The following is an 11696-nucleotide window of genomic DNA, read 5'->3' on the forward strand; positions in this document are numbered from 1 at the left end:
CGGTCAGGCTGGGCCGGTCCCGCGAGTCGACAGCCCGGAGGGCACGGATGGATCGGCAGCACGTCAGGGCGCGCGCGCAGGCCGCCGCGTCCGCGCTGCCCGTCCCACGACGCTCGTCGGAGCCGAGCCCGAAGGCGCCGCTGCTCCCCGCCCCGCTCCCCCTGTCCGCGGGCGCCACGAGCGCCCCGGCACCGGCGACGCCCGGCGGGCTCGGGGTCCTGCGCCGCTACACCGACCGCACGCCGTCGGCCGCCGCGCCGCCCGAGCCGCTGCCGATCATCCGCCGCGCACGCACCAAGCGGACCTCGAGGAAGCACTTCTCGGGGGGCGTGCGCAAGCACCGGCGGTCGAAGGCCAGCCGCTTCGACATGACCAGCGGCACGCGGTACGCCACCACCGACCGCACGCTCACGCTGAGCCAGCGAGCCTCCGGCGGCTTCAAGCCCGACGCGCACACGACCAGTGAGGACTTCCGGTTCCGCTCGAACCCGACGACGGTCGGCGTGAGCTCGGGGTACCACGAGGCAGCGGTCACCACCGACACCTTCACGTTCTTCCGCAACGCCGACGACCAGGGCGACGGCACCGCGCAGCTCCCGGCCACGGCCAACACCGCTCCGCTGCAGGCGCTGCAGGGTGCGATCGTCGACAAGAGCGTGCTCGACTTCCTGCTGGGCGCGGCCGACGGGTTCCGCACCGACACCGCCCTGACGATCCTGTCCGCACCCGACGGCGAGCCGGCCGGCCACTCCGGCTCCGGGATCAGCCAGTCCGGCCAGAGCGCCGCGCACGACCTGGTGCGCGAGGCGTGCGCGCGCGTCCTGCAGGATCCCGACACCGCGAAGGTGTCCCGCCAGGCCGTCACCGTCGCCCTCGGCGCCTACGTCGTCGGCTCGATCGCGCCCGGGGAGGTCGCCAGGCTCGTCTCGACCGACACCCTCAAAGCGGGCCCGGCCGCGATCGCGACCTGGGAGACGCGGCGCAACGAGGCCAAGGCCCGCGTCGAGGGTCTGTTCGCGACGCTGTCCGACGACGAGAAGACCTACGTCCAGCGGCACTCTCAGGCCTTCCTGACGTCCGCCGACCCGACGGGCGGGCGGCACCTCGGCCAGAACACCAAGCCCGCCTTCAAGCGCGCCACGTCGCTGCCACGCCTGGAGACCAACCACGGCACCGAGGTCTCGGGCGGCAAGTACGACCAGACGCGCGGCAACGAAGCCACGTCCGCTCCCTCGTTCGCCTCGGCGTCCGACGTCGGCGTCTACGTCACCCAGCCCTTCCGCCTCGACCGCTAGTAACCGACACGGCACCACCGGCATCAGTGGGCGAGCTCTCTCGGGTTCGTGTTCGTCGAGCACGCTCATCGTCCTGCACCGGACAGCGTCGCACCGGAGCGTCCTGAATGACGGTGCGGCCCGCGCGCTCCGTGCGGGACCATCGGCCCTCGTCGTCGTCCTCGCGCACGTGAGTCAATGGGCGGCGTCGCGTCGTCGACGGAGGAGATCGCATGCCCACGGCCGCCCCGGCCGCCGCCACCGCGCGCCGGTCAGGTCGCGCGGGTGCCGTGATGCGGTTCGGCGCCACCGGCGCGTCCGCCGCGCTGCTGTACGGCGTCGTCGCGCTCTCGCTCGGGACCGCCTACCGGTGGCCCGCGCAGGTCTCCCACCTCGCCGCCACGGCGGCCTCGACCGTCCTGGCCAGCTCGCTGCACCGCCGGTTCACGTTCCGCGCGACCGGGACGGCGTCGTGGCAGCAGGGGCAGACGGTCGGGGCGATCACAGCGGTGGTCGGGCTCGCGATGAGCACGCTCACGCTCGACGTGTGGCGGCACCTGGCCCCCGAGGCGGACCGGCTCAGCGGGGTCGTCCTGGTCTACGCGGTGAACGCGCTGATGGGTGTCGTCAACTTCCTCGTGCTGCGGCGTGCGCTCACGGGGCCGGCGCGCGGCGGCGCCGTTCGCGTCGCTTCCCTGCGCATGCGGTGACTCGCGTCCGTCGATGTGTACAGATGTGCATATCAACACCTAGCATGGGCTCCGTGACCCACGACTACTTCGCCGACGACCCACGCACCAACCGCGAGCGCATGCTCGCCGGGGACCTCTACATCGCCGACGACCCCGACAGCGAGCGCATCGCGCGCGAGGCGCTGCGCCTCTCCGACGCGTACCACCGCGCCGAGGTCGTCGGCGACCCGGACGCGCGCGAGCACCTCGTCGCACTGCTCGGCTCGCTCGGCGAGGGCGCGTACGTCAAGCCGCCGCTGTTCGTGGACTACGGCGAGAACCTCCACATCGGGGCGCGCACGTTCGCCAACTACAACCTGACGGCGCTCGACGTCGCGACCATCACGATCGGCGAGGACTGCCAGATCGGCCCGAACGTGCAGCTGCTCACGCCGACGCACCCCGTCGCGCCGCAGCCGCGCAAGGACAAGCTCGAGGCCGCCAAGCCCATCACCATCGGCGACAACGTGTGGCTCGGTGGCGGCGTGATCGTCTGCCCCGGCGTGACGATCGGCGACAACACCGTCGTCGGCGCGGGGGCCGTGGTCACGCGCGACCTCCCGGCGAACGTCGTCGCGGTCGGCAACCCCGCGCGCGTGGTCCGCGAGATCACGGATCAGGGCTGACGTGACGAACCCACCGGACCGGCGACGGCGCCGGTTCGACCCGGACCGCCGCGCCCGCATCATCGACGCGTGCCTCGCGGTCATCGGCGAGGTCGGCGTCGCGGGGGCGTCCAACCGGCGCATCGCGGCCGCCGCCGACGTCTCCCTCGGGTCGATGACGTACCACTTCGCCGGGACCGACGAGCTGCTGCGCGAGGCGTTCGGACGGTTCGCGCGGCACGTCAGCGACCGGTTCGAGGATCACCTGGCGCGGGCCACGGACGCCGACGAGGCACGACGAGCCGTGGTCGACCTCATCACCTCCGACGTCCTCGTCGACCCCCGCGAGCTCGTCCTGACGCACGAGCTGTACACGCTCGCCGCACGCGACCCCGGCTACCGGGAGCTCACGCACGCGTGGATGGCGCGCAGCCGGCACGCGCTCGAGCGGCACTTCGACCCCGCGACGGCACGGCTGCTCGACGCGCTGATCGAGGGCCTGACGATCCACCGCGCCCTGGACACCGAGGCGCACGACCCCGACGAGGTCCGCCGCGCGGTCCACCTCGTGACGCGCCCTCTGGCTGGCACCCCGCCGACGCCGACCTGACCGACCGAGTACCGCACCACGCTGCACTACCGCCGCTGGTGCTGCGCCGTGGGGCTCAGTGCGACATGCCGTCCATGAGGGACCCGTCGTCCATCGTGTGGGTCGGGTCCCAGCCCAGCACGGTCGGGTCGAGCATGCCGACGATCATCGCGACGTGCGCCACCACCAAGAACACACCGACGAACGTCGCGTGCAGCTTGAGCCAGCGCTGCTGGTCCCAGCCGGCTCCGACGACCCGCGTCTCCATCAGGCTGATCCCGTACAGCGGGACCAGGCCGAGCAGGTAGAAGCTGACGGCGATGACGTCGGCCGGGCCACGCCAGCCACCGTCCGCGGTCAGCGGGATGACCGCGTGCTTCATGAGGTAGACGAAGACCCCCAGGAAGTAGAACCCGGCGATCAGCCCGGCGTAGCGGTTCGCCGCGCGCACGGCACGGCCGGCGCGGGCGGGGCTGAACAGGATCACGAGCTCGGTCACCGCGATCGTCTCCGCGCAGATGACCGGGACCGCCATGAACAGGAGCAGGTTCCACGGCTGGTTCGCCGCGAGCAGACCCATGTAGTGCGTGCCGCCCATGTCCTGACCCGCCGGCCAGGCGGGGAGCGCCAGCGCGACGACCACGACGAGCAGGCTGAGCGCCGCGACGACCGCGAGGCGCAGGGTGCGGCCGCCGACGACCGTGTCGGGCGTACGTGGGGTGCGGGGACGGGTGGTGGTGTCGGTGGCGACCATGCGGGGCTCCTCCGTGACATCGCCGGACCGTCCGGCGCAGGACCACCGTTCTGCACGCCCGGATCGGTTCGCCTGAGATCTGATGAAGGTTCGATCAAGGCTCGTCCTGCGGGCGCCGTCGCCCAGCGCCGGGGGACGAACGACCTACGGCACCCCTTCGTCACCCGGTCGGCCGACGGTCCCGTCACCGTCAGAGCCCGCCCAGCAGGTTGGTCATCTCCGCGATCTCGGCGGTCTGGGCGTCGATGATCGTGCGGGCGAGAGCGAGCGCGTCGGCATTCCGACCGCGCGCGAGCTCCGCCTCCGACATCTCGATCGCACCCGCGTGGTGCGCGATCATCAGCTTGAGGAACCGCCGGTCGAACCCGACCCCCGACTGCCGCTCGAGGTCGGTCACCGCGCCGGCCTGGTCCATGCCGTCCATGTCCATCCCGCGATGGTCCATCCCGGCGTGGCTCATGTCGGGCGGTCCGGGCTCACCCCAGGCCCGGAGCCACGCCGTCATCTGGTCGATCTCGGGCTGCTGGGCGGCGGCGATCCGCTCCCCGAGCGCCTTCACCTCGGCCGTGGAGGCGGCGTCGATCGCGAGCTCGGCCATCTCGATCGCGCCCTCGTGGTGCACGATCATCATCTGCGCGAACTGCGCGTCCGCGGCGTTGCGCGTGGTGCTCGCGGCCTGCGACGAGACGGTCGTCACCCGGTCCGGGGAGAGCGCACCACCGGCGTCGCTCGTCGCGCACGCCGTCAGCGTCACGGTCAGGGTCAGAACGGCCGCCGCGGCCGCCAGGCGTCGGGACATCGTCTTCTCCTCGGATGGTGTGCGGGTGGGTGATGGTTCACAGACGGCTGGTGACCTCGTCGAGCAGGTCATCGGGTGCGAGCCACATCGACGGGTAGTCGCCCTGCCAGACCTGGTTCCCGTCGGCGTCGACGAGCACGAAGCCGTGACCCGGCAGGCCCTCGTGCATGCCGGTGCCGAGGGTGCCGTACGCGTCGGAGACGGTGCCGTCGTCGATCAGGAACGGGGCCTGCACCCCGAGGCGCTCGCGGTCGGCGTTGATCTGCTCGGCCGTGTTCATCACGATCGGCAGGACCGTGATCCCCGCCTCGGCGAACCGCGCGTCCTTCTCGATCGCGCCCATCTGCGTGAGGCAGGCGTCGCACCCGGCGCCCTCGTTGAAGTACAGGACGACCGGTCCGCCGCGGAAGTCCGCCAGGGAGACTGTCGACCCGTCCGAGGCGGGCAGCGTGAAGCCGGGTGCGACGCGCACGTCGTCGGAGACCGTGGGACGTGCGGACATCAGGCCCGCGGTCACGAGCACGCCGACGACGAGGACGGCCAAGCCCCAGACGGTCCGCGTGCGCCGGCGGTGGTGTCGCGCGTCGGCGGACTGCTGGGCGCGGACGGCGTCGAGGGTGCTCTCGCGCTGGCGACGGACGGCGGTGCCGGAGGTCATGACGGTGCTCCTTGGCTGGTGGCGGAGGCGGGCTCGTGGTGGCAGACGGGGGCCGCCGAGCGGTCGGCGGGGTGGACGTCCTGGTCGTCCGGGTCGCCCAGGTCTCCCCCGTCGACGGCCGTGGCGCGCGTCCCGCGGTCGGTGAGGGTCGCCCACACGAAGGCGCCGGCGACCGCGAACAGCGCGATCGCGAGCACCGGCTCCGGCACCGGTGAGAGCCAGTCCTGCACCCGGCCGAAGACCGTGGTGAGCGTGCGGCTCGCAGCGTCCTGGATCGGGGTGCCGCCGCTCATGTCCTTGCGCCACGCGAGCGCGATGACCGCGACGCCCATCAGGGCGAACCCGATCGCGACCGCGACGTTCAGGCTGTTCGTCACCAGGGTGCGACCTGCGACGGACAGGCGCACCACCTTGGCGCGCACGAGCCGGCGGTCCCCGAGCCGCGCCTTGTCCCAGAGCAACGCCATGACGAAGAGCGGGAAGACCATCCCGAACACGTAGGCCAGCCCGAGGACCAGGCCGCCCCCGGTGGAGCCGGACAGCGCCGAGAGGGTCATCACCCCGGCGAGCACCGGCGCGCAGCACGACGACGCGATGCCGGAGAACACCCCGAGCGCGAAGAAGCTCGCGGTGTCACCGCGCGTGGTGTCCGGCGACCGCACGAACGAGGGCAGTGACCACATGCGTCCCGACAGCGCCAGCCCGGCCAGCGCGAGCATCAGCACGCCACCGGCCCAGTACAGAGGCGCGTGGTATTGCGCGATCGCGCCCGCGAGCACGCTCACGCCCAGCGTGATCGGCACCAGGATGACGGCCAGACCGGCGGCGAAGACGAACGTCAGCGGCAGCAGGCGCCACCGAGCGTTCTTCACCGCGCCCGCGAGGTACGAGGGCGCGAGGAAGACGATGCAGCAGGGTGCGAACAACGCGACCCCGCCGGCGAGGAACGCCGCGAGGATGCTGCCCGTCGCCAGGAGCTCGGTGCCCATCAGTGCACCGCCGGCACGCGCGCGCCCAGCGCCGTGAGCGTGCGCTCGAGCTTGCGACGCGGCAGCCGTCCCGACGAGAAGAACTCGCCGTCCAGCAGCACGAGCGGCGCCAGCGCCGGGCGGTGCCTGGCCACGAGCGCGCGCCCGTCAGGGGAGGTCGCGTCGACGATCTCCACCACGATGGGGTGGTCCTTCGACAGCTCGGCCAACGTCGCCTTGGCCTCGTCGCACAGATGGCAGGCCGAGGCCTCGACCACCGTGATCTGAGCACTCGGTCGGGCACGGTCGCGCATGGCAGCCTCCTGGGTCAGCTCCGGTACCCAGCAGCCTCGGCCCGGAGCCCGGCACGCCCGCTCGTGGTTCGATCAAGGTTCGGTGAAGACTCCGGAACGACCCCCGGACATGCGGAGAATGGGCGGATGAGACAGACCCCGGCGGCCGGGCGGCGTGCGGTCGTCGTCGACGACGAGCAGGCGCTGGCCGGCCTCATCGGCTCCTACCTCGAGCGCGACGGCTTCGACGTGACGCTCTGCCACCACGGTGGCGCGGCGATCGACGTGCTGCGCGACGTCGACCCCGACGTGGTGATCCTCGACCTCGGCCTCCCCGGTATCGACGGGGTGGAGGTCTGCCGACAGCTGCGGACCTTCTCCGACTGCTACGTCGTGATGCTGACCGCACGGTCCGAGGAGGTCGACACGCTCATCGGGCTGTCGGTGGGTGCGGACGACTACATGACGAAGCCGTTCAGCCCGCGCGAGCTCATGGCACGCGTCGCCGTCCTCATGCGCAGGCCACGGCGCGCGGCGAGCAACGGTGTGGTCGCGTCGGCACCCGCGCTCGAGATCGGGTCGCTGCAGCTCGACGTGGACGGCCGTGAGGCGCACGTCGACGGCGAGCTCGTCCCTCTCACGCGCACGGAGTTCGACCTGCTGGCCGCGTTGGCCGTCCGCCCGGGTTCGGTGCTGTCGCGCCGGGCGCTCATCGACGCGGTGTGGGGCACCGGCTGGGTGGGCGACGACCACCTCGTCGACGTCCACGTGCTGCACGTGCGCCAGAAGCTCGGCGACACCGCCCAGGAGCAGCGCTTCGTGCGGACCGTGCGAGGAGTCGGCTACCGCATCGGCACCGGGTCGTGAGCCCGTCCGGCCGCCGGCATCAGGTCGGGCTCGCGCCTCGGCTGCTCCTGGCGCTGCTGATCGTCCTGGCGACCGCCGCGGTCACCGCCTGGGTCGTCGGCGCGCTCGTCGGGCCCAGGCTCTTCCACCAGCACATGGTGGAGGCCGGGCTCGACGACAACGACGCCGCGGTGCTGCACGCCGAAGAGGCGTTCCGGTCCGCGACGAGCACGGCCGCGACCCTGGCGTTCGCGGCGGCCGCACTCGCGTCGGCCGGCGTGAGCGTGGTGCTCGCGCGGCGCATCGCCGCATCGCTGGGCGCCGTCTCCACCGCCGCCGCGGCCCTCGGGGCAGGCACGTACGGGGTCCGGGTGCCGTCGTCGGGGCTCGGCGCGGAGTTCGACCAGCTGGCCGGGTCCTTCAACGCCATGGCGGACCGGCTCGAGGACGCGCAACGGCTGCGGGAACGGCTCCTGGCGGACCTGGCCCACGAGGTGCGGACGCCGATCGCGACGATCGCCGGGTACCTCGAGGCGGTCGAGGACGGCGTGCGACCCATGGACGAGACGACCGTCGCTGTGCTGCGGGACCAGGCCGACAGGCTGACCCGGCTCTCGCACGACCTGTCGGCCGTCACGCACGCCGAAGCCGGCGACGTCGTGCTCGACCTGGAGCTCGCGCCGCCCGAGCAGCTCGTCCACGCGGCCGTCCAGGCGGCTGCCGAACGCGCCGCCGATGCCGGGGTCGAGCTGCGAGCGCACGTCGACCCGGGCGTGCCGGCGGTCAGCGTCGACCGGCACCGCATGGCGCAGGTGCTGGACAACCTCGTGACCAACGCCCTGCGGCACACGCCGCCCGGCGGCTCGGTCAGCGTCCTCGCGGGCCGCCAGGGCGGTGCCGTGACGTTCGCGGTCTCGGACACCGGGGACGGCATCGCCGCGGAGCACCTTCCGCACGTGTTCGAGCGCTTCTACCGCGCGGACGTCGCGCGCGACCGGGACAGCGGCGGCTCCGGGATCGGGCTGGCCATCAGCAAGGCCCTCACCGAGGCGCACGGCGGCACGATCCTCGCCAGCAGCCCAGGCCCGGGGCGTGGCGCGGTCTTCGTCGTCAGCCTTCCCGCCGCCTCCTGACGGGCGACCTCGACGCTCACCCGGCGCGTCCGCCGGGGCGTGGATACGCTCGCCGAGGCGGCAACGCCGCTGCACGGCGGCAGACGAGGGGAGAGTCCAGTGGGCATCAAGGACGACGACATCACCAGCGAGCCGGCACCCGCAGGGGAAGGCGTGGCGGACGGCGGCGCCAACCCCGGCGGGCACGACGGCGGAGCCGACGGCTCCGCGGGCGAAGGCCCGGCCGACGGCGGCGCCAACCCGGGCGGGCACGACGGCGGAGCGGACGGCTCCGCGGGCGAAGGCCCGGCCGACGGCGGCGCCGACCCCGGCGGGCACGACGGCGGGGCGGACGGCTCGGCGTAGTGGCGCAGGACGCCCTGACGGAGCGCGGACCGGTCACCCGGTCCGCGCTCTCGCGCTGCATCGCCGTCCCGGCCGAGCAGTTCGCGCGCGAGCACTGGGGCCGCGCGCCGCTGCTGTCCCCGGAGCACGACGACTTCCACGACCTGCTCTCGCCGGACGCGGTCGACGAGCTCGTGGGCCGACGAGGGCTGCGCACGCCGTTCATCCGGCTCGCCCATGAGGGCAGCGTGCTGGCCGCGGAGCGGTTCACCTCGTCGGGCGGGTTCGGCGCCGAGGTGTCCGACCAGGTGTCGAGCGACAAGGTGCTGGCCGAGTTCGCGGCCGGCGCGACGATCGTGCTGCAGGGCCTGCACCGGATGTGGCCCCCGCTCGTCGACTTCACGCGTGCGCTCGTCGGCGAGCTCGGCCACCCGGCCCAGGTCAACGCGTACGTGACGCCGCCGTCGTCGCAGGGCTTCTCGCCGCACTACGACACGCACGACGTGTTCGTCCTGCAGGTCTCCGGCGAGAAGCACTGGGTGATCCACGCGCCGGTACACCCGGACCCGCTCAAGGGCCAGGTGTGGACGGACCACCGCGCGGCGGTCGCTGCGGCGGCTGCGGGCGAGCCCGTGATCGACCGGGTGCTGCGTCCCGGCGACGCCCTCTACCTGCCGCGCGGGTGGATCCACTCGGCGACGGCGCTCGGCGACACGTCGATCCACCTGACCGTCGGCATGGCCGCCTACACGCGGGCCGACGTCGTCGACACCCTGCTGCGCGTCATCGGCGACACGCCCGCGCTGCGCACCTCCCTGCCGCTGGGGATCGACGTGTCCGACGCCGACGAGCTCCGGCCGATCGTGCAGGAGACCGTGGAGGCGCTGGTCACGGCATTGACGAGCGCCCCGGACCCCGCCGGCCTGGCGGCCGGGCGGCTCGGCGCACGGTTCGGCCGGGACACGCGTCCCGCACCCGTCGGGCCGCTGGCCACGTTGAGCGCCATCGCCTCCCTGTCCGAGCACACGCGCGTCCGCTGGCGCGAGGGCCTGGGGGGTCGCCTCGAGACCGCCGACGACAAGGTGCGGCTGACCGCGGGAGGCGTCGTCCTGTCGCTGCCCGCCGAGGCGTCGCGCGCGTTGCAGACCCTGCGCACGGGCGACCCGGTCGCCGTCGGGTCGCTGCCCGGACTCGACCGGGCGAGCGCGCTCGTCGTCGTGCGGCGCCTGCTGCGCGAGGGCGTGGTGGTGACGTCGCAGTGAACGACGCGTGGGTGCCGTGCAGCGACGGCGCCCGCGCACGCCAGGACTCGCTCGTGGCCACCGGCTCGCACGGCGACCGCTGGTTCCTCGTCGAGAACCAGGCGGGGTGGGGCCGGCACGCCCTGCTGGACCCGCCGTTCGACCCCACGCTGGGCCGCGCGCTCGTCCACCGGATCGAGGGTGCCGGCATCCGGCCGCTCGCCATCCGGCGGCCCGGGCGCCGCGTGACCCAGGAGGGGACGCGGTGGGCGTTGGTCGACTCCCGCCCGGGCCGGGAGTCGGTGCGCTGGGGGCGGGTCGACGACGAACGCGAGCTGCTGGACGTCCCCCTCGACGGGTCTGCGGGCACCCCGTCCGACCGCCCGGTGCTCGCCGTCTGCGCGCACGGCCGCCACGACCAGTGCTGCGCGGTGCGCGGGCGCGTCGTCGCCGCGCGCCTCGCCGCGGCCTACCCCGAGGAGACCTGGGAGTGCTCGCACCTGGGCGGAGACCGGTTCGCCGGCACGATGGTGCTGCTCCCCCACGGCCTGTACTACGGCTGGGCCGACGACGGGGACGCGGTGGCCATCGTCGACGCCTACCTGGCCGGGCGCATCGACCCCCGGTTCCTGCGCGGCCGCAGCGCCTACTCCCACCCGGTCCAGGCCGCGCAGCACTTCGCCCGCGCCGATCTCGGCGACGACTCCCTCGACGCCTACCCCCCGCTCCACGAGCACCGCACCGCCGACGGCTGGTCGGTGCAGCTGAGCACCCCCGACGGACCGATCACGGTGCGCCTCGTCGAGACGCAGTCAGACCCCCTGCTCTCCACCTGCGCAGCAACCCGCCCCCTCCCGGTCCACCAGTGGACCCTCACAGACATCGTCGACCCCAGCGGTCGGCGTCGCGTCGTGAGCTCGAACGGCACGGGCGAAGGGTGACGGCATGCCGCCAGTGCAGGACGACGGGGGTGGCGTTCCCGGCGGAACGCGGGTACGTTTCGGGACGTTGTACAGAACGTACACGGCGTACATCGTCGCCACCGCGACCACCATCTTCAACCGGGAGCCGCTGTGTCTGTGCTCGAGCTGCCCGCGACCGAAGCGCGGGCACGGTTCAAGGACGTCCTGGACGCCGCCGAGGAAGGCCGGGCGACGACGATCGTCCGCGACCGCGTCCACTTCGCGGTCGTCGACGGTGAGCGACTCCGGTCTGCCCTCGCCGATCTCGTCGACGCTGACGCGCACCTCGTGGCAGAGGCCGGCGGTTGGTCCGCGTTCCTCGTGGGCCGCCCGATCTCGGCGTCGGGAAGCACGGTGGAAGAGGCGATCGAGGACCTGCTCGTCGCTGTGCGCGAGTACGCCGAGGACTTCAACGATCACCTCTCCAGCGCACCCAACCACGCGGCGAACTGGCAGTTCGTCCAGCTGGTCGCACTGTCCGACGACGACGACCTCCGCGAGTGGCTCGTGGGGGACGCC

At 73.3% G+C, this 11696-nt stretch carries 15 protein-coding genes; 10 read left to right on the forward strand and 5 right to left on the reverse strand.

Features of this window, described 5'->3' with window-relative positions; translation table 11 throughout:
• Positions 1–47: 47 nt before the first annotated feature.
• The 4 genes from CWIS_RS10865 to CWIS_RS10880 all read left to right on the forward strand — a co-directional run bounded on the left by CWIS_RS10865 (position 48) and on the right by CWIS_RS10880 (position 3220).
• Positions 48–1295 (forward strand): hypothetical protein, encoded by a 1248-nt coding sequence (locus CWIS_RS10865; RefSeq protein ID WP_053071677.1) that lies wholly within the window; start codon positions 48–50, stop codon positions 1293–1295.
• A gap of 212 nt (positions 1296–1507) precedes the next feature.
• Positions 1508–1984: a GtrA family protein gene (locus tag CWIS_RS10870; RefSeq protein WP_053071678.1), complete on the forward strand. Its 477-nt coding sequence runs from the start codon at positions 1508–1510 to the stop codon at positions 1982–1984.
• A gap of 53 nt (positions 1985–2037) precedes the next feature.
• A complete protein-coding gene (locus tag CWIS_RS10875; protein ID WP_156186628.1) occupies positions 2038–2631 on the forward strand; it encodes a sugar O-acetyltransferase in 594 nt (197 codons plus the stop codon).
• A gap of 1 nt (position 2632) precedes the next feature.
• The gene (locus tag CWIS_RS10880; protein WP_048343309.1) at positions 2633–3220 is read left to right on the forward strand and encodes a TetR/AcrR family transcriptional regulator; all 588 of its coding nucleotides are present in this window, start codon (positions 2633–2635) and stop codon (positions 3218–3220) included.
• Positions 3221–3275: 55 nt separating this feature from the next.
• Here CWIS_RS10880 and CWIS_RS10885 read toward each other — a convergent pair whose 3' ends face one another.
• The 5 genes from CWIS_RS10885 to CWIS_RS10905 form a co-directional block, all read right to left on the reverse strand.
• The gene (locus tag CWIS_RS10885) at positions 3276–3953 is read right to left on the reverse strand and encodes a DUF6803 family protein (RefSeq protein ID WP_231583792.1); all 678 of its coding nucleotides are present in this window, start codon (positions 3951–3953) and stop codon (positions 3276–3278) included.
• A 190-nt stretch (positions 3954–4143) separates the two neighbouring features.
• A complete protein-coding gene (locus tag CWIS_RS10890; protein ID WP_048343310.1) occupies positions 4144–4752 on the reverse strand; it encodes a DUF305 domain-containing protein in 609 nt (202 codons plus the stop codon).
• A gap of 37 nt (positions 4753–4789) precedes the next feature.
• Entirely contained in the window at positions 4790–5410 is a 621-nt protein-coding gene (locus tag CWIS_RS10895) for a peroxiredoxin (protein WP_048343311.1), read from the reverse strand.
• Positions 5407–6399 (reverse strand): cytochrome c biogenesis CcdA family protein, encoded by a 993-nt coding sequence (locus CWIS_RS10900; protein ID WP_048343312.1) that lies wholly within the window; start codon positions 6397–6399, stop codon positions 5407–5409. Before CWIS_RS10900 ends, CWIS_RS10895 begins: the two co-directional genes overlap by 4 nt.
• On the reverse strand, positions 6399–6692 hold the full coding sequence (locus CWIS_RS10905) for a glutaredoxin family protein (RefSeq protein ID WP_048343313.1): 294 nt from the start codon (positions 6690–6692) through the stop codon (positions 6399–6401). The genes CWIS_RS10900 and CWIS_RS10905 overlap by 1 nt, the downstream gene beginning before the upstream one ends.
• Positions 6693–6818: 126 nt before the next feature.
• Here CWIS_RS10905 and CWIS_RS10910 point away from each other — a divergent pair, with 126 nt between their 5' ends.
• The 6 genes from CWIS_RS10910 to CWIS_RS10935 form a co-directional block, all read left to right on the forward strand.
• Entirely contained in the window at positions 6819–7538 is a 720-nt protein-coding gene (locus CWIS_RS10910; protein WP_048343314.1) for a response regulator transcription factor, read from the forward strand.
• A complete protein-coding gene (locus CWIS_RS10915; protein WP_048343315.1) occupies positions 7535–8650 on the forward strand; it encodes a cell wall metabolism sensor histidine kinase WalK in 1116 nt (371 codons plus the stop codon). Before CWIS_RS10910 ends, CWIS_RS10915 begins: the two co-directional genes overlap by 4 nt.
• 99 nt (positions 8651–8749) lie before the next feature.
• A complete protein-coding gene (locus CWIS_RS10920) occupies positions 8750–8995 on the forward strand; it encodes a hypothetical protein (RefSeq protein WP_048343316.1) in 246 nt (81 codons plus the stop codon).
• A complete protein-coding gene (locus CWIS_RS10925; protein ID WP_197080826.1) occupies positions 8995–10236 on the forward strand; it encodes a cupin domain-containing protein in 1242 nt (413 codons plus the stop codon). Before CWIS_RS10920 ends, CWIS_RS10925 begins: the two co-directional genes overlap by 1 nt.
• Complete coding sequence (locus CWIS_RS10930) at positions 10233–11156, forward strand: sucrase ferredoxin (protein WP_082156397.1); 924 nt, start codon at positions 10233–10235, stop codon at positions 11154–11156. Before CWIS_RS10925 ends, CWIS_RS10930 begins: the two co-directional genes overlap by 4 nt.
• Positions 11157–11288: 132 nt before the next feature.
• A partial coding sequence (locus CWIS_RS10935) for a prevent-host-death protein (RefSeq protein WP_048343317.1) occupies positions 11289–11696 on the forward strand: 408 nt, incomplete at its 3' end.

The organism is Cellulomonas sp. A375-1 (genome assembly GCF_001040865.1).
Lineage (GTDB): Bacteria > Actinomycetota > Actinomycetes > Actinomycetales > Cellulomonadaceae > Cellulomonas > Cellulomonas gelida.

Excerpts from the sequence above, each read along its gene's own strand:
- CWIS_RS10865 (WP_053071677.1), top strand. The coding sequence starts at position 48 with ATGGATCGGCAGCACGTCAGGGCGCGCGCGCAGGCCGCCGCGTCCGCG.
- CWIS_RS10870 (WP_053071678.1), top strand. The coding sequence starts at position 1,508 with ATGCCCACGGCCGCCCCGGCCGCCGCCACCGCGCGCCGGTCAGGTCGC.
- CWIS_RS10885 (WP_231583792.1), bottom strand. The coding sequence starts at position 3,953 with ATGGTCGCCACCGACACCACCACCCGTCCCCGCACCCCACGTACGCCC.
- CWIS_RS10890 (WP_048343310.1), bottom strand. The coding sequence starts at position 4,752 with ATGTCCCGACGCCTGGCGGCCGCGGCGGCCGTTCTGACCCTGACCGTG.
- CWIS_RS10895 (WP_048343311.1), bottom strand. The coding sequence starts at position 5,410 with ATGACCTCCGGCACCGCCGTCCGTCGCCAGCGCGAGAGCACCCTCGAC.
- CWIS_RS10900 (WP_048343312.1), bottom strand. The coding sequence starts at position 6,399 with ATGGGCACCGAGCTCCTGGCGACGGGCAGCATCCTCGCGGCGTTCCTC.
- CWIS_RS10905 (WP_048343313.1), bottom strand. The coding sequence starts at position 6,692 with ATGCGCGACCGTGCCCGACCGAGTGCTCAGATCACGGTGGTCGAGGCC.
- CWIS_RS10910 (WP_048343314.1), top strand. The coding sequence starts at position 6,819 with ATGAGACAGACCCCGGCGGCCGGGCGGCGTGCGGTCGTCGTCGACGAC.